The sequence below is a fragment of the Marinobacter halophilus genome (assembly GCF_003007685.1).
GTDB lineage: Bacteria > Pseudomonadota > Gammaproteobacteria > Pseudomonadales > Oleiphilaceae > Marinobacter > Marinobacter halophilus.
The window spans coordinates 421,719-443,290 of record NZ_PXNN01000011.1; the positions used below are offsets into that span (position 1 = coordinate 421,719).

23 protein-coding genes and 1 other RNA gene are annotated in these 21,572 nt (G+C 58.8%); 15 read left to right on the forward strand and 9 right to left on the reverse strand.

The window, feature by feature from the left end:
- From tatB to C7H08_RS08335, 3 genes are read left to right on the forward strand one after another with little or no spacing between them, the layout of a single operon-like run.
- Window positions 1-462, forward strand: a complete 462-nt coding sequence (gene tatB, locus C7H08_RS08325; protein ID WP_106671268.1) for a Sec-independent protein translocase protein TatB — start codon at window positions 1-3, stop codon at window positions 460-462.
- Entirely contained in the window at window positions 459-1,232 is a 774-nt protein-coding gene (gene tatC / locus C7H08_RS08330; RefSeq protein ID WP_106671269.1) for a twin-arginine translocase subunit TatC, read from the forward strand. Before tatB ends, tatC begins: the two co-directional genes overlap by 4 nt.
- On the forward strand, window positions 1,229-1,948 hold the full coding sequence (locus C7H08_RS08335) for a 16S rRNA (uracil(1498)-N(3))-methyltransferase (protein WP_106671270.1): 720 nt from the start codon (window positions 1,229-1,231) through the stop codon (window positions 1,946-1,948). Before tatC ends, C7H08_RS08335 begins: the two co-directional genes overlap by 4 nt.
- A 17-nt stretch (window positions 1,949-1,965) precedes the next feature.
- On the opposite strand, the gene C7H08_RS08340 is transcribed toward C7H08_RS08335, so the two are convergent.
- Genes C7H08_RS08340 through C7H08_RS08355 form a run of 4 tightly spaced genes read right to left on the reverse strand, consistent with a single transcriptional unit; the run spans window position 1,966 to window position 6,401 of the window.
- Window positions 1,966-3,189, reverse strand: coding sequence for an FAD-dependent oxidoreductase (locus C7H08_RS08340; RefSeq protein ID WP_106671271.1), 1,224 nt, complete (start codon window positions 3,187-3,189; stop codon window positions 1,966-1,968).
- On the reverse strand, window positions 3,179-4,465 hold the full coding sequence (gene ubiH, locus C7H08_RS08345; RefSeq protein WP_106671272.1) for a 2-octaprenyl-6-methoxyphenyl hydroxylase: 1,287 nt from the start codon (window positions 4,463-4,465) through the stop codon (window positions 3,179-3,181). The genes C7H08_RS08340 and ubiH overlap by 11 nt, the downstream gene beginning before the upstream one ends.
- Before the next feature lie 4 nt (window positions 4,466-4,469).
- Window positions 4,470-5,789: a Xaa-Pro aminopeptidase gene (gene pepP, locus C7H08_RS08350; RefSeq protein ID WP_106671273.1), complete on the reverse strand. Its 1,320-nt coding sequence runs from the start codon at window positions 5,787-5,789 to the stop codon at window positions 4,470-4,472.
- Window positions 5,790-5,801: 12 nt separating this feature from the next.
- Window positions 5,802-6,401, reverse strand: a complete 600-nt coding sequence (locus C7H08_RS08355; protein WP_106671555.1) for a UPF0149 family protein — start codon at window positions 6,399-6,401, stop codon at window positions 5,802-5,804.
- Window positions 6,402-6,591: 190 nt separating this feature from the next.
- Here C7H08_RS08355 and C7H08_RS08360 point away from each other — a divergent pair, with 190 nt between their 5' ends.
- A complete protein-coding gene (locus C7H08_RS08360) occupies window positions 6,592-7,188 on the forward strand; it encodes a ZrgA family zinc uptake protein (RefSeq protein ID WP_106671274.1) in 597 nt (198 codons plus the stop codon).
- Here C7H08_RS08360 and C7H08_RS08365 read toward each other — a convergent pair.
- Complete coding sequence (locus C7H08_RS08365) at window positions 7,185-7,706, reverse strand: DUF3299 domain-containing protein (RefSeq protein ID WP_106671275.1); 522 nt, start codon at window positions 7,704-7,706, stop codon at window positions 7,185-7,187. The two genes, C7H08_RS08360 and C7H08_RS08365, sit on opposite strands and share 4 nt — an antisense overlap.
- Window positions 7,707-7,775: 69 nt before the next feature.
- On the opposite strand from C7H08_RS08365, the gene C7H08_RS08370 reads away from it, so the two are divergent.
- From C7H08_RS08370 to C7H08_RS08395, 6 genes are all read left to right on the forward strand, one after another.
- On the forward strand, window positions 7,776-8,489 hold the full coding sequence (locus C7H08_RS08370) for an ATP-binding cassette domain-containing protein (RefSeq protein ID WP_106671276.1): 714 nt from the start codon (window positions 7,776-7,778) through the stop codon (window positions 8,487-8,489).
- Complete coding sequence (locus tag C7H08_RS08375; RefSeq protein ID WP_106671277.1) at window positions 8,486-9,763, forward strand: ABC transporter permease; 1,278 nt, start codon at window positions 8,486-8,488, stop codon at window positions 9,761-9,763. The genes C7H08_RS08370 and C7H08_RS08375 overlap by 4 nt, the downstream gene beginning before the upstream one ends.
- A gap of 119 nt (window positions 9,764-9,882) precedes the next feature.
- Window positions 9,883-10,089 carry a TIGR02449 family protein gene (locus C7H08_RS08380; protein WP_106671278.1) on the forward strand — a complete coding sequence of 69 codons (207 nt, stop codon included), beginning with the start codon at window positions 9,883-9,885 and terminating at the stop codon, window positions 10,087-10,089.
- Window positions 10,089-10,385, forward strand: a complete 297-nt coding sequence (locus C7H08_RS08385) for a cell division protein ZapA (RefSeq protein WP_106671279.1) — start codon at window positions 10,089-10,091, stop codon at window positions 10,383-10,385. The genes C7H08_RS08380 and C7H08_RS08385 overlap by 1 nt, the downstream gene beginning before the upstream one ends.
- 61 nt (window positions 10,386-10,446) lie before the next feature.
- Window positions 10,447-10,627, forward strand: a non-coding RNA gene (gene ssrS, locus C7H08_RS08390) — 6S RNA.
- A 4-nt stretch (window positions 10,628-10,631) separates the two neighbouring features.
- Complete coding sequence (locus C7H08_RS08395) at window positions 10,632-11,267, forward strand: 5-formyltetrahydrofolate cyclo-ligase (RefSeq protein WP_106671280.1); 636 nt, start codon at window positions 10,632-10,634, stop codon at window positions 11,265-11,267.
- Here the strand turns inward: C7H08_RS08395 and C7H08_RS18180 are convergent.
- Both C7H08_RS18180 and ilvA read right to left on the reverse strand, forming a co-directional pair.
- Window positions 11,249-11,413, reverse strand: coding sequence for a hypothetical protein (locus C7H08_RS18180; protein ID WP_165793948.1), 165 nt, complete (start codon window positions 11,411-11,413; stop codon window positions 11,249-11,251). The two genes, C7H08_RS08395 and C7H08_RS18180, sit on opposite strands and share 19 nt — an antisense overlap.
- A gap of 182 nt (window positions 11,414-11,595) precedes the next feature.
- Window positions 11,596-13,125, reverse strand: a complete 1,530-nt coding sequence (gene ilvA / locus C7H08_RS08400) for a threonine ammonia-lyase, biosynthetic (protein WP_106671281.1) — start codon at window positions 13,123-13,125, stop codon at window positions 11,596-11,598.
- A 132-nt stretch (window positions 13,126-13,257) separates the two neighbouring features.
- Between ilvA and rpiA the strand changes: the two genes are divergently transcribed.
- The 3 genes from rpiA (at window position 13,258) to ppa (ending at window position 15,922) form a co-directional block, all read left to right on the forward strand.
- Window positions 13,258-13,929, forward strand: coding sequence for a ribose-5-phosphate isomerase RpiA (gene rpiA, locus C7H08_RS08405; protein ID WP_106671282.1), 672 nt, complete (start codon window positions 13,258-13,260; stop codon window positions 13,927-13,929).
- A 149-nt stretch (window positions 13,930-14,078) separates the two neighbouring features.
- On the forward strand, window positions 14,079-15,218 hold the full coding sequence (locus C7H08_RS08410) for an acyl-CoA dehydrogenase family protein (RefSeq protein WP_106671283.1): 1,140 nt from the start codon (window positions 14,079-14,081) through the stop codon (window positions 15,216-15,218).
- A gap of 176 nt (window positions 15,219-15,394) precedes the next feature.
- Window positions 15,395-15,922: an inorganic diphosphatase gene (gene ppa / locus C7H08_RS08415; RefSeq protein WP_106671284.1), complete on the forward strand. Its 528-nt coding sequence runs from the start codon at window positions 15,395-15,397 to the stop codon at window positions 15,920-15,922.
- A 72-nt stretch (window positions 15,923-15,994) separates the two neighbouring features.
- Here ppa and C7H08_RS08420 read toward each other — a convergent pair whose 3' ends face one another.
- Both C7H08_RS08420 and C7H08_RS08425 read right to left on the reverse strand, forming a co-directional pair.
- Entirely contained in the window at window positions 15,995-17,047 is a 1,053-nt protein-coding gene (locus tag C7H08_RS08420; protein ID WP_106671285.1) for a DUF2333 family protein, read from the reverse strand.
- Window positions 17,048-17,051: 4 nt separating this feature from the next.
- Window positions 17,052-19,055 carry an EAL domain-containing protein gene (locus C7H08_RS08425; RefSeq protein ID WP_106671286.1) on the reverse strand — a complete coding sequence of 668 codons (2,004 nt, stop codon included), beginning with the start codon at window positions 19,053-19,055 and terminating at the stop codon, window positions 17,052-17,054.
- Window positions 19,056-19,251: 196 nt separating this feature from the next.
- On the opposite strand from C7H08_RS08425, the gene C7H08_RS08430 reads away from it, so the two are divergent.
- Together C7H08_RS08430 and aroQ are read left to right on the forward strand one after the other, a co-directional pair.
- The gene (locus C7H08_RS08430; protein ID WP_106671287.1) at window positions 19,252-20,865 is read left to right on the forward strand and encodes a diguanylate cyclase; all 1,614 of its coding nucleotides are present in this window, start codon (window positions 19,252-19,254) and stop codon (window positions 20,863-20,865) included.
- A gap of 260 nt (window positions 20,866-21,125) precedes the next feature.
- Window positions 21,126-21,566 (forward strand): type II 3-dehydroquinate dehydratase, encoded by a 441-nt coding sequence (gene aroQ / locus C7H08_RS08435; protein WP_106671288.1) that lies wholly within the window; start codon window positions 21,126-21,128, stop codon window positions 21,564-21,566.
- Window positions 21,567-21,572: the final 6 nt, after the last annotated feature.

A 21,572-nucleotide genomic window follows, 5' to 3' on the forward strand; every position in this document is an offset into this window, starting at 1 on the left:
ATGTTCGATATCGGTTTTATTGAGCTGCTGATCTGCGGCGTCATCGCTTTGCTTGTGCTCGGCCCCGAGCGGTTGCCAACGGCTGCGCGGGCGGCTGGGCGCTGGATTGGTGGCGCCCGACGCATGGTCAGCCAGTTCACTTCGGAACTGGACCGGCAGCTGAAGGCTGAAGAACTTCGGGAAGAATTACGCAAGGCCGGTGACGTTGGCCTGGAGGATATGGAAAAAACCGTACGCGGCGCTCTGGACGAGGCAAAGAAGTACGAGCACATGATTCTTCCCGACAGCGAGACCCGCAAGCCCAACCCGGCGCCAGCCACCCGCCGGGTTGCCGAAGCAACCGACGTCAGGCAAACGACACCGCCAGAGCCTGCGGGCGATCAGTCGGATATCGCCAAGACCGACAGCAATAGTCAGGCCGCCAGCCCATCGCCAGAGAGCACACCGGATAATCGTTCATGAGTGTTAACCAGACACCGCCCGAGCAGCAGGAGATGCCTCTGATCGAGCATTTGCTCGAATTACGCAACCGGCTACTGAAAATGGTATTGGCCGTCGTCATCTGCTTTGCGTTTATCTACCCATTCGCCAACGAGCTGTATCTCTGGCTGTCGCTACCCCTGCGAGAGTTGTTACCGGTCGGTCAGACCATGATCGCCACCGACATCACCTCGCCATTTTTTGCGCCGCTGAAGCTGGCACTGGTGCTGGCCGTGTTTGTCGCTATCCCGGTCATTCTGTTCCAGCTCTGGAGCTTCATAGCTCCCGGCCTGTACGCTCACGAAAAGCGGCTGGCCTTTCCACTGCTGTTCACCTCGGTGCTGCTGTTCTATGCCGGTGCCGCCTTTGCTTACTATGTGGTGTTTCCTCTGGTATTCGGCTTTTTCACCGCCATCGGGCCGGAAGGTATCGTGGAACTGCCCGACATCAGCAGTTACCTGAATTTTGTTCTGAAAATGTTCTTCGCCTTCGGCATTGCCTTCGAGATACCCATCGCCACGGTGTTGCTGATCCTGACCGGCGCCACCACACCGCAGGATCTGGCCTCAAAACGCCCCTATGTAGTGGTCGGCTGCTTTATTATTGGTATGTTGCTGACGCCCCCGGACATCATCTCCCAGACACTACTGGCTGTGCCTATGTGGATTCTTTTCGAGGTCGGGATACTGTTTGGCCGGTTGGCTTATCGCCGCACCGAAGATGCGTCTGAGGGCGAGTCTTCGCCCGAATGAACCTGGCCCTGCTGTTTGATGGCGACTTTATCAGTGCCGACCGCGTCCTGCTCCGGGGCCGTCGGCTGGAGCACTTGAATGGCATCCTCAAGGCCAGTACCGGCGACCGGATTCCGGTTGGCCGGGTGAATGGGGCCATGGGTTTTGGCGAAGTGCTGAAACTCTCCGACCAGGAAGCAGAGCTACAGGTCACGCTGGCGCATTCACCGCCACCCGCATTACCTTTGACGCTGATTCTCGCCATGCCCCGCCCCAAAATGTTCCGACGGGTGCTGCAGACTTGTGCATCCCTGGGCGTTAAAGATATCTGGCTGATCAACAGCTACAAAGTCGAGAAAAGCTTCTGGCAGACGCCATGGTTGTCGGAGGACAATCTGAGGGAAAACCTGACGCTGGGACTGGAACAGGCCAAAGACACGGTGATGCCCCAAGTGCATATCCGCAAACTGTTCAAACCCTTCGTGGAAGACGAACTGCCGACCCTGCTGGCCGACAAGCGCGCGCTGGTCGCCCATCCAGGTATGACGACACCCTGCCCTACCCATCTCGATGGGCCTGCAGCCCTGTGCATCGGCCCGGAAGGTGGCTTTACCGACTACGAAGTCGCCAAACTGGGAGAAGCCGGCTGCCAGGGCGTGCATCTGGGCCGGCGGATTCTGCGTGTGGAAACCGCGGTACCTGTGTTGGTCAGCCGGTTATTTGACGCCTGCCAGTAACCGCCATCACGCTCCGATTACTCGTGCACACCCATGGCCTGAGCGGCAATCCGATTTTTAATCGGGGCCAGCTGATTGAGCCAGCGCATGCCGGTATTGCGTAACCAGCGTACCGGCAGCTCATCCCGGGCAAACAACTGCTTGAAACCTTCCATGGCCGCCATCATGGTGAGATTTTCACCCTTGCGACGGCGCTGATAGCGGGCCAGCACCAGGGCATCGTCCGGTTCCAGAGCAAGCTTTTTGGCGCGTTCCAGCTCTTCCAGTAACACTCGGACATCACCGTAGCCAAGATTGGCACCCTGGCCGGCCAGCGGATGAATGGTGTGGGCGGCATCTCCCACCAGCACCAGGCCATCGCCGACATAATCCTTGGCGTGGCGCTGGCGCAGGGGGAAGGCAAAGCGTTCTGACACGGCCACCACCTCACCCAGCTCGCGCTCTATGGCAACTGCCAGCGCCTGCCGGAAGGCAGCGGTGTCCAGCGCCATCAAGCGCCGAGCTTCCTGAGTATCCTGGGACCAGACAATGGAGCAGAAATACTCGTCACCGGATTCATTGAGCAGCGGCAGGAACGCCAGCGGGCCAGTGGGGGAGAATCGCTGCCAGGCGGTGTGGCGGTGAGACTGACTGGTGCGCACGGTACAGACGATGGCCTGCTGGTCGTAATCCCATTCCCGGGTCGGCAGCCCGGCCCACTGCCGCAGTCGGGACAGGGCTCCATCAGCGCCAACCACAAGCTTGGCAGTGAAACGACGACCATCGTCCAGTTCAGCGCCCTGTGCGCGACACCAGGACTTGACCCGAGCGCCATCCAGCAGTGTCACCTGGCTGTCGGCGAGCTCGTCAAACAAAGCGCGAACCACATGCCGGTTCTCAACAATGGTGCCCAGTGACCGGGCGTGGAGTTCCGCCGCATCAAAATGCATGCGACCAGTGCCATCGCCATCCCACACGGTCATTTCCCGATAACTGCAGTGCCGCCCAGCCTCAACCCGCTGCCAGGCGCCCAGCTGTTCCAGCAGCCGCTGACTGGCCAGGGAGATGGCACTGACGCGGGGTTCAAAGTCTTCGACGCTGGTTGCCGGTTGCGGCAGAGTCATCAACTCATCCGCCGGCGCAGCTTCGATCAGGGCCACCTGCCACCCTTGCCGGGACAGCCCCAACGCCAGCGCGGAGCCGATCATGCCCCCGCCCACAATCAGGATGTCGAACGACTGAACTCCGGAATCAGTGGTCATGACGGGCAGGCTCCTTAACAGCGTCAACGGATGCAATCACCGGCTTGCGACCGCCAGTGCCCATGGCTTTGCGGGCAAACCAACGCTTGGCGCCAGGCACCAGGTCCAGCCCCACCAGACCGGTGTCTCGGGCCAGCGCGAGGGGTGGTAAGGATTGCCCGAAAATACGAATCAGGGAATCCGAAAACTGCACAGTTTGCTGCCAGTCCTGCCGGTGCAGGCGTTGGTACTCACCGAGTATGGCAAGGTCGCCAAGCGCAATGCCTTCGGTCACCGCCCGGCGGAACTGCTCAACCAGCGTGATCAGGCCGCGCAGGGCAAGGTTGAACCCCTGGCCGGCGACCGGATGTAAGGCGTGCGCCGCGTTACCCACCAGTGCCACGCCGGGGCGCACCGCTTCATCCACCGTGATCAGTTTCAGCGGGTAATGATGGCACTCGCCAATCCGGGTGAAACGCCCCAGGCGCCAGCCGAAGCGCTCCTGCAGTTTGCGGCATTTATCCTCATCTGACAGCGCCAACACCTGCTCCAGGGCGCTGTCGGTGAGCGTCCACACCAAGGCCGACTGGTTTTCCGCGCGGGCCGGTGAGCCGTGCGGCAACAGCGCCATGGGGCCGGCCTCGGTAAAGCGCTCAAAGGCGGTGAACCGGTGCGGCTCAGCGGTCGAGACGTTGGCAATCAGGGCATGCTGGCCATAGTCTTCGCTGCGGGTGACAAAGCCCAGCTGCTCCCGGAGCGAGGAACGCCCGCCGTCGGCCACCACCAGGCATTGACCGGTGAGGCTGTGTTCTTCGCCATCTTTACGGATTCGGACACTGACACCGCTCGGGGTGTTGGTCATACCGACCACCTCCGCCGGCGCTTGCCAGCTCACCTCAGTGGCCAGTAACGCCCGCATCAGGCACAGACCCATCCAGCGGTTATCCGCTACATAGCCCAGCGCAGACTGACCGTGATCTTGTGCGTTCAGGCGGGTCGCGCCGAAGCGGCCGCGGTCCGACACGTGAATGTGGTGAATGGGGGTCGCATGCTCGGACAGCGCCGACCACAGCCCCAGCTCTTCAAAAATCAGCCGGGAGCCCCAGGCCAGCGCGGTAGAACGGGCGTCGTAACTGGGCTGATAGTCTTCCGGCAGCGCCTCCGGCGACAGCGGAAAGCTTTCCACTACAGTCACCCGAAGCTCTGGCACCACGCGCGCCAGCGCCAGCGCCAACGTAGCGCCGGCCAGGCCACCGCCGGCAATGATCAGGTCGGTATCGGTAAGGGCTTTGGTCACAGGTTTAGTCCGCCATCAGGGCTTCGATGTCAGCAACGGTTTTCGGCACATCGTCGGTCAGTACACGGCAGCCGTCTTTGGTGACTACCACGTCGTCTTCAATACGAATACCGATGCCCCGCCATTTCTCTTCGACATCGGTGTTATCCGGTGCGACATACAGCCCCGGTTCCACTGTCAACGCCATACCGGGCTCCAGCACGCGCCAGGCATCGCCGACCTTGTAATCGCCGACATCATGCACATCCATGCCCAGCCAGTGGCCGGTACGATGCATGAAGAACGGCTTGTAAGCCTCGTTGGCGATGGCGTCTTCCAATGTACCCGTGAGCAGGCCCAGATCAATCAAACCCTGCGTGAGCACCTTCAGGGCCGCTTCGTGTGGATGATTCCAGTGATTGCCCGGGCGCACGGCCGCTATCGCCTCGTCCTGGGCCGACAGCACCACTTCGTAAAGGGCTTTCTGTTCCGGACTGAATTTGCCGCTGACCGGGAAGGTACGGGTGATGTCGGAGGCATAACACTCCAGCTCACAACCGGCGTCAATCAGCACCAGGTCGCCAGCTTTCAGGGGCGCAGCATTCTCGATGTAATGCAGGATACAACCGTTGGCACCACCACCGACGATAGAAGGATAGGCGGTAGAGCGAGCACCGTGTTCCATAAAGGTATGGATCAGCTCGGCCTCAAGATTGTACTCATGGCCACCCCGGCGGGCGCGCTTCATGGCATGGCAATGGGCCTCGGCACTGATCTGGCCGGCCCTGGCCATCACTTTAATCTCGGCCGCGCTCTTGTACAGACGCATGTCGTGCAGCAGATGCTCCAGCGCCACGAATTCTCCGGGCGGATGGGCACCGGCGCGCACCTTGCTGCGGATTATCTTGACCCAGTCCATCACCCGGTTATCAAAGGTGTGATCCTTACCTAGCGGATAATATACCCGGCTGCGGCCTTCAATCATGCCCGGCAGGATGTCATCGATGTCGACAATCGGAAAGGCATCATCCAGGCCGTAACGCTCAATCGCGCCTTCGGGGCCGGCCAGAAAACCATCCCAGAGTTCCTTTTCAGGGTTCCGCTCCTTGCAGAACATCACGGACTCCCCGTGCTCACGTCCCGGAATCAGTGCCAGCACGGCATCCGGCTCGCCAAAACCGGTCAGGTAATGAAAATCACTGTCCTGACGGAACGGATGCAGCACATCCCGGTTCCTGACCCGTTCCGGCGCTGCGGGCACAATGGCGATGCTGTCTGGCGCCATCCGGTCCATCAGCTTGCGCCGGCGTTCGGCAAATTCTTTCATGGGAATCATTGAGGTCATGATGTCTCCAGATTAATGCAGGGTCGGGGTATCTCTGACCGGTCTTTCCGGCTCATTGAATTCGGTAAACACCGCCAGCGCACCCAGACGGACGTATTCGGTAATATCCAGCAACTGTTGCTCACTTTCTTCGCCGGACTCTTCGTCCTCTGACAATTGGCTGATCGCCACCATGTCCTCAATCAACTCGCGGATTTCATCGGGCGCCTGACCGAGCGATTCGCCAGCGGCCAGAGCCATGCCTTCGAGGAAGCCGCGCACCCAGGCGATCAGTGCTTCCAGGCGTTGCTCAATGGCATAGTCATCATCCGGCAGCAGGGGCTGAAAGCTGAGATCCGAAGACTGCAGTTGAGCCAGCGCCTTGTCATAAGCGCCGTTCATAAAGGGCGCCAGATCTTCGGACTCATCCATAGCCTGTTCGGCCAGACCCATCTGCTCGCAAACCGTCGCCAGCCATTCGTTTTCCTGAATACGAGCGCCGGCCGCCAGCCGACCACAGAGCGAGCCGTGAAGCTCAGAAGGATGACTGAAGGCCTTGTGAACCGTGTAAACATTGGCCCAGCGCTCAAACTCGGCGGCGCGGGCAGCACCCGTGGTGTCGGTGTCAGTCATGAAACCGTGTGTTCCTGTGTCGGGGGAGCCGGTCTGATAACCTTCCCGGAGCTCCACATTCATTTTTGCAAACCCGTATCCTAGCATTCCGGCAGACTTGTGACACTTGCGGGCAGACAGCGGGCTTGCTTTTATCCGGCCAAAAATTAAAAATGTTATAACATATCAAAAACAGCCAAAGGTATCGGATATGCCCACCCGGCACACCCCCACCCGCACATCATCTTTGCTACTGTCCCTCAGCCTTGCGGCCATGCCCGTACTGGCGGCGGATAACCCCGTCGCACATCAGCACGGCCATGCCGACTTACAGCTCGCGGTTGATCACGAGCGAATAGACCTTGTCTTGCTGTCGCCGGCCTACAATCTGATGGGGTTCGAGCACAAGCCCCGGACCGAGGCCCAGCGCCAACGGGTACAGACGGTAGAAAGCTGGGCGGTGGAAACTCCGTTGATCACAGTCCTGGGGATCGACTGCACCATCACGTCGGCGTCCATGCACGCCAGCTGGGGCGACACCGACGATCACAAGCATGACGACAAACACGATGAGCACAAGCACGGCCACCAACATCACGATGACCACGCTCAGAGCGCCACCCACTCCGATGTGGAAATCACCCAGACACTCAACTGTCCGGGACTGTCCGAATCCAGCCGTCTGCAAACCAGCCTGATGACGCATTTTCCCGAGCTGGAGCACCTGAACGTGCAGTGGGTAGGACCGCAGGGACAGGGCGCAACCCGCCTAACACCGGGCAATTCGCAATTCCGGCTGAGCCGTTAATCAAACTCGGTATAGGGCCTGACGGACGACGCTACCATTGAATAGGAGGAGGTGCCGAGCTCATTCTCGGTACGATCGATCACCAGCGTGCCTTCGATCCAGACCGGGTCATACAGGGCTTGCAAGGTAAAGCCCTCACTGTATTTGACGTGGATGATCTGGTTGGGCGGCGGTGGCGGCACATGAATGCAGGCGCCGTAATACGGCACCAGGAAAAACTCGAGGATGCGCATGTCGTTGGTGACTTTCAGTGGCACCACAAACCCGGGAATTTTGCCATCGACATCGCCCATTTCTGGCACGACCCGCCCGGTCATGATCTCATCCGGCAACAGCGCCGGGCCCTCTCCGTCGTGCTCGATTTCAGGCATACTTTCCAGCAAGGCGAGGTCTTCGGCGGGCATGAGCTCCAGCCAGTCGATTTCCCGGGTTTCTGCGATGGCAACCGATGAAACCATCAGCAGCAACAGCGGTCCAAGCCGCGCGATCAATTTCCGGACTCGCAAGGTAACGAACATCAAACACCACTCCCCATGGGGTCAACCGTGTAACGGGCGCCATCATACAACGGCAAAGACAATACCGATATGAGCACCGAGACAGAACAAACGCAGGCCAGTTCCATTACATCACCGCCAGCCATCATAACCCGCCAGCTCCGATTCTGCTGGCCGGGCCAGGCCAATGCGCCGTCATTCCCGGACATTGAACTGAACCAGGGCGAGCATCTGTTCCTGCACGGCCCCAGCGGTACCGGCAAAAGCACCCTGCTCGGCTTGCTGGCGGGCATGCTGGCACCCGATTCCGGCTCCGTTGAATTATTGGGGCAAGCGCTCACCAACCTGAAACCCGGCGCCCGGGACCGCTTCCGGGCCAACCACATGGGCGTGATTTTTCAGCAGTTCAATCTGGTGCCCTACCTGAGCGCGCTGGCGAATGTGACCCTGCCCTGCCGCCTGTCTCCCATCCGCCGGGCGCGCACCGACTCAGGTCCTGATGCCGCCGCTGCGAATTTACTCAGGCAACTGGCCATCCCCGAAAGCCACTGGCACCAGGGCGTGACCAGGTTATCGATTGGCCAGCAGCAGCGAGTTGCTGCCGCCCGGGCACTGATTGGCGCCCCCGAAATCATTCTGGCCGACGAGCCCACGTCGGCGCTGGACGCCGACAACCGTGACCGGTTTCTGGATTTGCTGTTAACCCTGGCGGAACAACGCCGCTGTTCGGTGGTTTTTGTCAGCCACGATCGCGCGTTATCCAGTCATTTTCACCATCAACTGGCACTGGGAGGTGAGGCATGAGCAAAGTCCGCCTGGCGCTGTCACTGGCCACCGCCAGCCTGTGGTATCGCCGCCGGGTTCTGGCCCTGGTGTGCCTGACGCTGACCCTGAGCGTAACCCTGCTGCTCGGGATCCAGTATCTTCGCACTGAAATCCGACAGTCGTTCACCAACACCATCAGCGGTACCGACCTGATCGTCGGGGCCCGCAGCGGCCAGCTCAATCTCTTGTTGTACACGGTGTTCCATATCGGCGATGCCACCAACAACATCCGCTGGTCGACGTTTCAGGCCATGGAACAGGATCGCCGGATCGACTGGCTGATCCCCATCTCGCTCGGCGACAGTTACCGAGGCTACCGGGTAGTGAGCACTAACGATCAATTCCTGAAGCGGTTTCAGTACGGCAATAGCCAGGCCCTTGAACTGACCCGGGGCCAATGGTTTGACGATCTCTTTGACGTGGTACTGGGTGCCGGCGCGGCGCGGCAACTGAATCATCAGGTCGACGATAACATCGTCCTGTCTCACGGCGGTGGTCGCACCAGCTTTTCCAACCACACCGACCTGCCCTTCCGGGTGTCTGGCGTGCTGGCCCCCACCGGCACGCCCGTGGATCAGGCGGTCTATATCAGCCTGGAGGCGATGGAGGCCATGCACGTGGGCTGGGAGTCTGGCGTTGCCATCCCCGGCCGAACCCTTTCTGCAGACCGGGCCCGGGCGCGGGCTTACACGCCCGACGCCATCACCGCCGCGTTTGTGGGCCTGAGCCAGCCGATTCTGACCTTTCAGGTACAACGGCAACTGAACCAGTCCCGGGAGGAGCCGCTGTCGGCAATCCTGCCAGGGGTTGCGCTGAGCGAATTATGGCGAATGATGGGGCAATTCGAAAAAGCCCTGCTTGGCATCAGCGCCTTTGTGGTAGTGACCAGCTTGATCGGGCTGATCGCCGTACTGCTTACCCTGCAGGCCCAGCGCCAACGGGAGGTGGCCGTGCTGCGCGCGACCGGAGCCTCACCGGCACTGATTGCCTCGCTCTACAGCTTTGAGTGTGTGGCCCTGGCGCTTGCCGCCTGTGCCTTCGCCCTGATTCTGGGTGCCGTAGCCATCGCCGGACTCAGCCCCTGGCTGCTGGAACAATACGGCATTCAGATCAGCCTGCGCGCTCTGAATCAGCAGGAATGGCTGCTACTCGGCGCAGTACCGGTCGCGGCCTTGCTGGTCTCCCTGCTGCCCGCGATGGCTACCTGGTGGCGCAGCCGGAAACTGGGCTTTGGCCCAGGCGGCGAAATTTGAGCTGTTGCCAAGGGTGACACACGTCACGGGGCGCCTCGCCATGACAAGGCGTTAAATTGACCGGTTTGGCGTCGGCACTTATAGTTACACACACTTAAATCACTGTTGTTGGGCCCGTCATGGAACAGTCCGAAGTACAAGCATTAGCGGACAAGCTGGACAAGCTGATCCAGCACTGCCAAAAGCTGGAGAAAGATAATGCCCTGTTGCGATCGCTACAGGACGACTGGAATCGGGAACGAGCCCAGCTAATGCACAAAAACGATCTTGCCAAAAACAAGATTGAAGCCATGATTGGCCGCCTCAGGGCGCTGGAGCACCACTGATGTCACAGCAGTCAACCACCGTTGAAGTCAGAATTCTCGACAAGGAATACCTGGTGGCTTGCCCGCAGGAAGAGCAAGAGGCCCTGCTGCGCGCGGCCCGGCACCTGGACGGCAAGATGCGGGAAATCCGCTCAAGCGGCAAAGTGTTCGGCACCGAGCGCATTGCGGTGATGGCCGCGCTGAACATTGCTCACCAGTTGCTGGAGCGTGACACCATGTCGGACGCCACCAGCAGCCTGCTCCGGGCGATGGACAACCGGCTCGACGACGCCCTTGGCGGGCCATCCGGTAACTGATCAGCAAAGATTACCGAAAGGGGGTTGCAATCGGCCCCGTCACTGCCCGTATAATGGATTCAACTTCCTGGGCTGTTCGCTGGTCGGGTACGTCCTCGAGCCGATGCGCACTACCCAGGTGGCCACTTTAGGGCATTGTGAGCACGTCCCCCAATGGGGGAAAGCCTAATATGTCACAGCGGCCACCGACCTTGAACTTTGGGTTCAAGGGCCACATCCGATAACGGCAGCCCGGGAAGCTTTATTTTGAGTCAGTACCCCGCCCCTCAACCGTTTGAACCTCATCCAGACCAACTTCCCAGAAGCGAATTGCGAAAGCTTTTACGCCAGCAGCGCCGCGCTCTCTCCTTCGAACAACAGCAGCAGGCGTCGGAACAGCTCGCCCTGAATCTGTTGAAGCACCCGGATTTGCAACGCGCCCGCCACATTGGCATTTACCTGGCCAACGACGGTGAGATCGACCCGCAACTTTATATGGATCTTGGCCGACGTCGGGGTATTCAATTTTATTTGCCCATCCTGCACCCGATCTACCAGGGCAAACTGGTGTTCAGCCCCTATGATGACGGTGTTGAGCTGACCGCCAACCGCTTTGGCATTCCCGAACCCCCGTTCCCGAGATCAAGACGCAGGCCGGCCTGGGCACTGGATGCGGTACTGTTTCCGTTGGTCGGTTTTGATGAACAGGGCGGAAGGCTGGGTATGGGCGGCGGTTTCTATGACCGGACGTTTGCGTTCAGCCGGATACGACCGTCGATGGCGCCGAAGTTGATCGGGCTGGCCCATGATTTTCAGAAGGTATTGTCACTGCCGATTGAGCCGTGGGATGTTCCACTGCATGGCGTGGTGACGGATGACGCCTGTTATCGATTCAGGCGCTGATCGGCGGGCTGCATAAAGCTGGCGCTCGGAACCTGTCGGTCGGCACGCTTGTCTTCCGATGCCTGGATTGAGGTAAACCCGGTCACCACAAGGCCGGCAGCGAAGATCAGCACAATGGCGCGAATGATATCCGGCTTGCTACCCATGAGACGTATTCCTACTTATTTTTGGAATCAATTAACTGGAAAATCAAGCGGCTACTCTTGACTCCGAGAATTAGACAAAAGACTAACACGTAACTCGATTTTTACAATTTTTGACAGGTTACAGTTATGTAAACTTTGGGGGGCATGGCCCGGCCGCCCCGAACGGACGGCCGGGCCACAGATTACTTGCCGTTACCGGACCCCAGGAACAACCGATACGCCTCGTTATCCGTCATATTCTCATAGCGGAAGCCAACCTTCTCCAGCATCCCCTCAAAGTCGGCAATCTCGTCATTATTCACCTGGGCGCCCAGCAGCACACGGCTGTAGGCGGCACCGTGGTTGCGGTAGTGGAACAGGGAGATGTTCCAGCGAGTACCGAGCGACATCAGGAATTTAAGCAAGGCGCCCGGGCGTTCCGGGAACTCGAACTGATAAACGACTTCGTTGGCCACTGATGGCGCATGACCACCGACCATATGTCGGATGTGCTGCTTGGCCATGTCGCTGTCGGTCAGGTCGATCACCGAATAGCCGGTTTCACGAAGATCTCGCACCAGCTCTTCCCGGCCATGGCCACCAGCCTGGACCTGGATGCCCACAAAAATAGTCGCGCTCTCGGAATCGGAATAGCGGTAGTTGAATTCGGTAATGTTGCGCTTGTGCAAGGCATTAATGAAGGTCTTGAAGGCACCCGGGCGCTCAGGGATGGTTACTGCCAGGATGGCCTCGCGCTTCTCGCCAATCTCGGTGCGCTCAGAAACGTAGCGCAGCCGATCGAAGTTCATGTTGGCACCGCTGAGCGTGGCAATCAGATTTTCGTTCTCGATCTGTTCCCGCTCGATGTATTTCTTGATGCCCGCCACGCCCAGGGCGCCGGCCGGCTCGGCTATGGAACGGGTGTCTTCGAACACATCCTTGATGGCAGCGCAGATTTCGTCGGTGGACACGGTGATCACTTCATCCACGTGATCCTTGCAGATTTCCCAGGGGTAGGCGCCAATCTGCTTGACCGCCACGCCATCGGCAAAGATCCCCACTTCGTCCAGGATTACCCGCTCACCGGCTTTCAGCGCGGCCTGCAGACAGTTGGAATCTTCCGGCTCAACCCCGATCACCTTGATTTCTGGACGCAAATACTTGATGTACGCCGCCATACCGGCAATCAGGCCGCCACCGCCCACACAGATAAAGATGGCGTGAATGGGTCTGCTGAATTGCCACATAATTTCCATGGCAACGGTGCCTTGGCCGGCGATTACATCCGGATCGTCGTAGGGCGGAATATAGGTGTAGCCGTGCTTTTTGACCAGCTCCTGGGCATGGGTTGCGGCTTCATCAAAGGCATCGCCTTTGAGGACCACCCGCGCACCATGATCCCGCACCGAGCGCACCTTGATCTCGGGAGTGGTCTGGGGCATCACGATCACGGCCTTGATGCCCAGTTTTTTGGCCGCCAGCGCCACACCCTGAGCATGGTTGCCGGCCGAGGCACATATCACCCCCTTGGCTTTCTGATCTTCCGACAACTGGGCAATTCGGTTGTAGGCACCGCGAATCTTGAAGGAGAACACAGGCTGAAGGTCTTCGCGCTTGAGCAGAATATTGTTGCCAAAGCGCTTGGACAGACTACGGGCCTCAGTCAGCGGTGTTTCGATGGCGACGTCATAGACCCGCGCATCGAGTATCTTCTTGATATAGCGTTGCGGCATGATGGTTCCGGTTGCTGGTGTCGGTTTAAGAAAAACCCACAGTGTAGAAAGTTTGCACGGCAGCCGTCTATAAGCAGAGACCTTGCAGGCGTATAATGTCTGAAAATTCCATCCGATTCCCCGGAGCCCAGCATGACCCAGGACGAACTCAAACAAGCCGTTGCCAAAGCTGCGGTGGACTACATAGCCCCCAAACTGGAGCGCAGCAGCATTGTCGGCGTGGGCACGGGCAGCACCGCCAACTTCTTCATCGACTATCTGGCTCAATATAAAGACGATTTCGGCGGAGCCGTGGCCAGTTCCGAGGCAACCGCAGAGCGACTGAAGAAACACGGCATTCAGGTCTATGACCTGAACAGCATCAGCGAAATGGAGTTCTATGTAGACGGTGCCGATGAAACCAATGAGCATCTGGAGCTGATTAAAGGCGGCGGTGGCGCTCTGACCCGGGAAAAAATCGTCGCCGCGGTGGCGAAAACTTTTATCTGTATCGCCGATGAGTCCAAGCAAGTAGGCATTCTTGGTGACTTCCCGCTGCCGGTGGAAGTCATCCCCATGGCCCGCAGCCATGTCGGCCGCGAGATCGTCAAACTGGGCGGCGACCCGGTGTATCGGGACGGCGTCACCACGGACAACGGCAACATCATCATCGACATACACCACCTGGACATCTCCCGCCCTGTCCAGGTAGAAGAACAGCTCAACAACATCGTCGGCGTGGTCACTAACGGCCTGTTCGCCCGCCGCCCTGCCGATCTGTTGCTGCTGGGCACCAGCGAAGGCGTCAAGACCATCTCCCGCTAAGACGTCTGACCAACACCGGAGTCCGACGGAAAAGCTGGCCATCCAGGCCAGCTTTTTTTATTGCCCTACAAAACCAAACCAAGCGCTTGCTTGGTACCGGAATTTGCGCGACACTCTGGCCATCTTCCAGAAATAGAGGGGACCCCACTGTGTCCGATTACTTCAACGAAACCCACGAGCAGGTTCGCCAAACCGCCCGCAAATTCATCGAAACCCACGTGCGCCCTTATATAGACGACTGGGAAGAAGCCGGCGAATTTCCCCGGGAAATCTACAAGCTCGCAGGCGATGCCGGCCTGCTGGGGCTCGGCTTTCCCGATGCGCTGGGCGGCATCGGTGAAGGCGATATCTTTCTGAAAGTGGCGGTATCCGAGGAACTGATGCGGTCCACCTCGGGTGGTTTCGTCGCCAGTATCGGCTCTCTCGATATCGGCCTGCCCCCGGTCGCCAAGTGGGCCAAAAAAGAGATCCGGGAGCAGGTCGTGCCTCCGGTCCTGCGCGGTGAAAAAATCGCGGCTCTGGCCGTTACCGAACCCGGCGGCGGCTCCGACGTCGCCAGCCTGAAAACCCGCGCCGTCCGCGACGGTGATCACTACATCGTCAATGGCAGCAAAACCTTCATCACCAGCGGCACTCGCGCCGACCACTACACCGTCGCCGTGCGCACCGGTGGCGAGGGCCACGCTGGTATCAGCCTGCTACTGATCGACCGCGATACACCGGGTTTCTCCACCGGCAATAAACTCCGCAAAATGGGCTGGTGGGCGAGCGACACCGCAGAGCTGTTTTTCGAAGATTGCCGGGTACCGGCCGACCGCCTGATAGGCGCCGAAAACGCCGGCTTCATCGCCATCATGAGCAACTTTCTGGCGGAACGCCTGAGCCTCTCCGTCATGGCCTACATGACCGCCCAACTGGCCTTTGAGGCGGCCATGGACTACACCAAACAGCGTCAGGCCTTCGGCCGCCCCATCGCCGGCTTCCAGGTAACCCGCCACAAGCTGGTCGACATGGCCATTCAGATCGACATCGCCCGGGAATACACCTACCGCTGCGCGGCACTGATGCAGGCGGGCAAAAACCCGATCAAGCAGGTGGCCATGGCCAAGAACTTCTCGGTGGACGTGTGCGAAAAGGTCACCCGCGAAGCGGTGCAACTGTTCGGCGGCATGGGGTACATGCGGGAGTCGGTGGTGGAGCGGCTCTACCGGGATGCCAAAATTCTGTCCATTGGCGGCGGCACCACCGAAATCATGAAGGAACTGATTGCCAAACAGATCCGGCTTTAATCAGTGGAGTAAGGGGCGTATCAGGGGGCTTTCGCCAAAACCTCGGACGCTGGCGGGGTGCACCAACCCGACCGCACAGACCAAGGTTTAGTTTCGGATGGCAATAGAGTGCCGTATAATTACGCTCACTTTTCAAGCGCAGTTAAACGTACCTAACGCACCAGGAAGGATCGCACATGCAATTCGACAACATTCCCGCTGGCAAAAACCCGCCAGAAGACATCTACGTCGCCATCGAAATCCCGGCCAACAGCTCCCCGGTCAAGTACGAACTGGACAAAGACATGGGTGCACTGCTGGTTGATCGCTTTATGGCCACACCCATGTTCTACCCGGCAAACTACGGCTTCATACCGCACACCCTCGCTGACGACGGCGACCCGCTGGACGTCCTGGTCGTTACTCCCTACCCGCTCCAGGCTGGCTCCGTAATCCGCTGCCGTCCGGTGGGCGTTCTGAACATGGAAGACGAAGCCGGTGGTGACGCCAAGCTGGTTGCCGTTCCTCACGACAAGCTGACCACTACCTACCACGACGTCAAAGAGGTTGACGATCTGCCAGAACTGCTGCGCAACCAGATCCGTCACTTCTTCGAGAACTATAAAACCCTCGAGCCAGGCAAGTGGGTGAAAGTACAAGGCTGGGGCAACGCTGCCGAAGCGAAGCAAGCCATTGTCGACTCGGTCAACGCCTACAAAGGCTGACATCGGTGCAGGCATAAAAAAGCCGGGCCGCTTTTGAAGCAGCCCGGCTTTTTTACGTATTGGCAGCTCTGTTCAGCCCCGTGATAACAGATCCCGCATATCACTGATCGCCGAATTGGCTCGCGACAGGTAGGCTGCCATGGTCAGCGAATGGTTTGCCAACACACCGAAACCACTGCCGTTCAGAATCACCGGGCTCCACATGGCGCCCTGAGTGCCTTCCAGCTCAATAATGATCTGCTTCACACTGGCCATTGCATTCTTGTCCTGCAGCACTTTGCGGAAGTCCACCTCAATAGCTCGGAAGATATGCAGCAGGGCCCAGGCGCTGCCGCGAGCTTCATAAAACACATCGTCAATTTTGGTCCAGGGCGTTTTGACTTCCGCACCGCCGGTCTCTTCCTGCAACGGATCGTCCGGATTCAGATTGGCCATGGCCTCCGAGACTGATGCTTTGCCGACACTCTCGCCCAGAGTCCGGGACAAACTGCCGAGACGAGTCTCCAGATCCGCCAGCCAGCTGTTCAGGTTATCGGCCCGGGCAAAGAACTGTGCGTTTGGCTGGCCCGGGTGCGACAAGCGGTTCAGGTAGCGATTAAGGGCATCAATGCCACGACGATATTCCCGTTCAGTGGAGGGAATAGCCCAGCTGCCGCTGTCAAAATGCAACTGGGGTTCGGCGATGATCAGGTCCGGATCTTCTGCCGACTGGCTCTGGGACCGGCTGATGTCCCTGCGCATGGCGCGAGACAGGTCCCGCAACTGCACCAGCACGCCGAACTCCCAACTCGGCATGTTGTCCATCCACAGGCCCGGAGGGAAAATATCGTTGGAGATGTAGCCGCCCGGCTTGTCCAGCAGGGTCTCCGTGAGGCGGATCAAGGTGGCTGTGGTCGCAAAACCTGCCACTGGCTCCCGCCCCATCTCGCTGGCCAGGGTCCGGGTATGTTCACGCACCGAGAATGTGTCCGGCTCGCTGCTCCAATACATGCCCAGAGCAATGGTAACCAGCAGGTAAACCACCAGGACCACCAGGACGAGTTTTCCGATCACGCCGCTGCCTCCGGCGTAATCCTGCATGTCGTCTTTCCTGTCACTGAAGTACTGTCTGATTTTGCCTGGCATAAGACTATGCTTCCCCTGTCGATGATTGTCCGGCTGCAAACGGCCGACCCAGATGGTATCCCATGGCTCCATCGATACCCAGGCTACAGAGTACCGAGTATTCCGTTGCGGTTTCCACTCCCGTCGCAAAAACCTTCACACCTCGGCTGCGCGCAATGGCGACCACAGACTGCAACCAGAACCGATTTTCATCATGGCTGTCCAGCTTGTGAATAAAGCTGTTGTCGATACGCAGCGCCTGGAACGGCAAATTCTTCAGGTAGCTGAATGGCACACCGCCAACACCGAAACGATCCACCAATACCGGCACCCCTAACCGCACCAGCTCCCGCACCAGCAGCCCCACTTCTTTACGGTGATGATGAATGGTCTGCTCGGCAATACCTACCCAGAGCCGACCAACCAGGGCTCCAGCCTCGCGAAGGCTCGCAACGACATCATTCCGGAACGCCGGGTCCGCCACCGAGGCGTTGCCCAAAGAGATGGCCAATCGCTCCTGCGGGTGCGCTGCCAGCCGCTCCAGCACTCTCTGCAGCAATAACCGGTCAATGTCCATGATCAGCCCGAGGCGCTCAGCCATGGGCACGAACACTCCGGCCTTGAGCACGCCCTCAACGGTATCGATGCGGGAAAACACCTGGTAATGCACACGCGTTTGCGCCTCACCCTGCACCATGGGCTGAAGCCACAAGGACAATTTGCTGTCGGTGATAGCCTGACTGATAATCATCCGCCAGGTTTCCATGTTGTGATGTGTTTCCAGACTGTTCTCAGCCAGCCAGCAACCGGACTCATCGCGTTGCTGTGCTGCCCGCAAGGCTTCATCAGAGGCCGCCAGAAGATCCCGGGCACCAAGACCGTCAGCAGTCACCGCCAACCCGGCATGAACCAGCGTGTCCATAGGTGCGGCAAGGTCGGCATAGATACTGTCGAGCCCTGCGATCAGTTCTTCGGCCCAAACCCGGACATCCACCGCGGATGCACCGGGCATGAACACCGCAAACTCGGCGCCGGTTCGGCGGCCCACGAAAGCTCCTGGATGCTGTATGACAAAATTCTTGAGGCCGCCGGCGATTTGCTTCAACAGCTGGTCGCCTTCACTGCGCCCGTAGGCGCGGGTGTAATCCGCAAAGTAGCCCAACTGGATCATGATCAGCACACCCGGCGCCGCCCGCTCCTCGGATTCCAGTTCCGCCTTTAAACGCTGGTCAAAAGCCGAACGACTCACCAGACCGGTCACCAGATCCTCATTGTTGACCTTACGCAGATGCTGAATCAGCTTACCCTGGCCGTCGAATAGCTGGCCGAGATCGTCCGCCATCTGATTCATCGCTTCGGTGACCTGATTCAGTTCACGGGTGGAGCGGACCTGAACCCGCTTGCGGAAATCACGCTGACCCAGAGCCCGGGCCTGCGCCTCCACGTCCTTGAGCGGACGAAGCAGCCTGCGCAGCATCAGGAACAGCGCCAACAAGCCAGCGCCACCGATGACCAGCACGCTCACCAACAGGCCGACGGTGATGCGCCATAGATCGTCATAAGCGCGGCCCGGATGACTAACCACCTGCACTTTGCCAAGGCGAGTCCAGCCGCGCACCACTTCGGCCTCGGCCATTGGTACAGGCAAAGTCACCAAACGGATAAACCAAGCCGGCGACGCCGTGCCTTGCAGTGCCGTGCGCCGACCCGCGACGACCTCTCCGCTTAGGTCTACATACTCGATGGAGAGGTACCGGCCACTGTCAAAAACGGCATCAATTAATGAGGACGAAGCCACCTTGTCGGAGCCATCAATGGCGTTGGACAAAGAAAGGCCGGTGGCCGTCGCGCCATCTCGGGCGTGGTCACCGAGTTGATCAGCCACATAGTCTCTGAAATGGCCGAAGCTGGTGACGAAGGCCGCCGCAAGAATGAATACCAGCAGCGCTCCGGTAAACAGAAGCAACGAAGACTGAAGGGTGATGGCACCCCGTTGCTGACAGATTGACTTTGCAAGCATCCCTGCCATAGCTACTCGGGCCCCGGTCCAGTGAGTGGTCTGATAACGGTGTGTGACCTGTACCGCAGAGTTGACAAACATTTACATAGCGCAACCTACGCCGACAACATTAAACACTATAGACTCTGTAAAACGACTAAGGTTAAAAAGTTCGTCCTGCCGGATCGGACCACTAAAAAAATGAAAACAGACAGGCCGGAGCAAAATGAACGACGAAAGCCAGAAAGAAAAACTCAGGCAGCATTTTGCCCGCCGTGTAACTACCCAGGCCCGGGTGGTCTTGGATACCTGGCAGAAAATTCGCGAAGACCTTCACCAAGCCGCCGGCCACCGGGACGAGTTTATCGCGGCAACCGACAAACTGGTGCGTTACGCCAAACGCTTTGAGATGGAGAGCCACGCAGCAGCGGCCGGGCACATTCTTGGCCTTCTGGCCAGCTGGCACCACAATACCGCGCTGGACGAGGATCGCGAACGTCAGCTGGAAGACGCCACCGTAGCGTTGCGCCATTGCACCCAACGCCGCTCCGATCAGGAAGACACGGACACACCCCAGCAATACCGACGCACCCCGGTTTACATTGCCTTGTCCAATCCGGAAATGGCAGCCCGGCTGATACGGCAACTTGAATTTTTCGGGTTCCGGGCCTCAGCCTTCAGTGGCGCCGCAGAATTGGCCGAGGCATGCGCACTCAGCAAGCCGGAAACCATCCTGATGGACGTCAACTTCGGTGGCGTCGCTAACGCCGGCATCGGCACCGTCGAACACCTGCAGGAGCAGCACGACACCCCCATACCGATCATCTTCATGAGCGATGAAGATGGCAGCATTGAAACCCGGCTGAGGGCCTCCCGTTGCGGCGGCGAAGAATTTTTCTACCCGGCGGTCGACCCTGGCCAGCTGATCGAGAAGATCGAAACCTACACCCACGGCAACACCGTGGAGCCTTATAAGGTACTGGTTCTGGATGATTCCCGGGCCCAGGCCAAATACATGGAAACGGTTCTGAAAAAAGCGGGCATGACCGCTCATATCATCATCGACCCCATGCAGATTATTCATGCGCTGGAAGAATTCTCGCCGGAGATCATCATCCTCGATATGTACATGCCCGGCTGCACCGGTATGGAAATCGCCCGGGTGATTCGCCAGCAAGACCGCTTCCACAGCGTACCGATCATCTACCTGTCGGCCGAAGAAGACGTCACTAAGCAGCTGCACGCCATGAGTCTGGGCGGCGACGACTTCCTGACTAAACCTATTGATCCAAAACACCTGATCGCCACGCTGCACAATCGCGGCCGACGAGCGCGCTCACTGCTGGCGCTGATGATCCGCGACAGCCTGACCGGCCTGTATAACCACACGCACACCCTGCATCTGCTGGAGCAGGAGATTGTGCGCGCGCGGCAAAAAAATCAGTCATTGTGCTTCGCCATGCTCGACATCGACTACTTCAAAAAAGTAAACGACACCTTCGGTCACCCCATTGGTGACCGGGTGCTGCGCAGCCTGTCCATGTTCCTCAAGCAGCGCCTGCGTAAAACCGATCACATTGGCCGCTACGGTGGCGAAGAGTTTGCCATCATCCTGCCCAACACCCGCCCGGGTGACGCCCGCAATGTGCTGAATGAAATCCGTGAACGGTTCTCTGAGTTGTTACAGCCTGCTGGCGACCGGGAATTTAATGTCACCTTCAGCTGCGGCATTTCAAGCTGGCAGGACGACAATGCCCAGATTCTGTGCGAACGCGCAGACCGTGCTCTTTACACCTCCAAGGAGCACGGGCGCAACTGCGTCACACTGGCGGAGTCCTGATCCTTCCGGGCCGGGCGGCCTGTGCCCGGCCCCATGAAACCAATGTCGAATACCGGCACTGCCTGTCATCCACCACAATATTTGTCATCAACGAAATGTCATCGCGCAAATGGCAATTGCTGTGTAATCTTTTCTAGACCTATAAACGCTTGGCGAGATTGTCAAAAAGTGTTGATCTGAAGATAACAAGTACGCACCATTGGGGTAACGTGCCGTTATCTTCGGCGATCCGGTAAAAAGACATCAAGGCAGACAGAACCATGTCGACCATACTTGTACTCCATGGCCCCAACCTCAACATGCTCGGTACCCGGGAACCTGAGGTTTATGGCCATGAAACCCTGGCCGACATTGACGATCGCTTGCGGGAGACCGCAGCACAGCAGGCTCACCATTTGTTGCACCTGCAATCCAATGCAGAGTATGAGCTGATCGAGCGGGTACACGAGGCCCGGGCCGAAGGAGTGGACTTCATCCTTATCAATCCCGCCGCCTTCACCCACACCAGCGTCGCCCTGCGAGACGCCATGCTGGCGTCAGGCATTCCGTTTATCGAGGTACATCTTTCCAATGTGCATGCGCGTGAACCCTTCCGCCATCACTCCTATTTTTCGGATATCGCCGAAGGCGTTATCTGCGGGCTGGGCAGCCAGGGCTACGACCTGGCCCTGCAGGCTGCCCTGCATCGAATTAACCGATAGACCAGA

Bases quoted from the DNA above. Each gene is read 5' to 3' on its own strand.
- tatB (WP_106671268.1), top strand. From the start codon at position 1: ATGTTCGATATCGGTTTTATTGAGCTGCTGATCTGCGGCGTCATCGCT.
- tatC (WP_106671269.1), top strand. From the start codon at position 459: ATGAGTGTTAACCAGACACCGCCCGAGCAGCAGGAGATGCCTCTGATC.
- C7H08_RS08335 (WP_106671270.1), top strand. From the start codon at position 1,229: ATGAACCTGGCCCTGCTGTTTGATGGCGACTTTATCAGTGCCGACCGC.
- C7H08_RS08340 (WP_106671271.1), bottom strand. From the start codon at position 3,189: ATGACCACTGATTCCGGAGTTCAGTCGTTCGACATCCTGATTGTGGGC.
- pepP (WP_106671273.1), bottom strand. From the start codon at position 5,789: ATGACCTCAATGATTCCCATGAAAGAATTTGCCGAACGCCGGCGCAAG.
- C7H08_RS08355 (WP_106671555.1), bottom strand. From the start codon at position 6,401: ATGACTGACACCGACACCACGGGTGCTGCCCGCGCCGCCGAGTTTGAG.
- C7H08_RS08360 (WP_106671274.1), top strand. From the start codon at position 6,592: ATGCCCACCCGGCACACCCCCACCCGCACATCATCTTTGCTACTGTCC.
- C7H08_RS08365 (WP_106671275.1), bottom strand. From the start codon at position 7,706: ATGTTCGTTACCTTGCGAGTCCGGAAATTGATCGCGCGGCTTGGACCG.
- C7H08_RS08370 (WP_106671276.1), top strand. From the start codon at position 7,776: ATGAGCACCGAGACAGAACAAACGCAGGCCAGTTCCATTACATCACCG.
- C7H08_RS08375 (WP_106671277.1), top strand. From the start codon at position 8,486: ATGAGCAAAGTCCGCCTGGCGCTGTCACTGGCCACCGCCAGCCTGTGG.
- C7H08_RS08380 (WP_106671278.1), top strand. From the start codon at position 9,883: ATGGAACAGTCCGAAGTACAAGCATTAGCGGACAAGCTGGACAAGCTG.
- C7H08_RS08385 (WP_106671279.1), top strand. From the start codon at position 10,089: ATGTCACAGCAGTCAACCACCGTTGAAGTCAGAATTCTCGACAAGGAA.
- C7H08_RS18180 (WP_165793948.1), bottom strand. From the start codon at position 11,413: ATGGGTAGCAAGCCGGATATCATTCGCGCCATTGTGCTGATCTTCGCT.
- ilvA (WP_106671281.1), bottom strand. From the start codon at position 13,125: ATGCCGCAACGCTATATCAAGAAGATACTCGATGCGCGGGTCTATGAC.
- rpiA (WP_106671282.1), top strand. From the start codon at position 13,258: ATGACCCAGGACGAACTCAAACAAGCCGTTGCCAAAGCTGCGGTGGAC.
- ppa (WP_106671284.1), top strand. From the start codon at position 15,395: ATGCAATTCGACAACATTCCCGCTGGCAAAAACCCGCCAGAAGACATC.
- C7H08_RS08420 (WP_106671285.1), bottom strand. From the start codon at position 17,047: ATGCCAGGCAAAATCAGACAGTACTTCAGTGACAGGAAAGACGACATG.
- C7H08_RS08425 (WP_106671286.1), bottom strand. From the start codon at position 19,055: ATGGCAGGGATGCTTGCAAAGTCAATCTGTCAGCAACGGGGTGCCATC.
- C7H08_RS08430 (WP_106671287.1), top strand. From the start codon at position 19,252: ATGAACGACGAAAGCCAGAAAGAAAAACTCAGGCAGCATTTTGCCCGC.
- aroQ (WP_106671288.1), top strand. From the start codon at position 21,126: ATGTCGACCATACTTGTACTCCATGGCCCCAACCTCAACATGCTCGGT.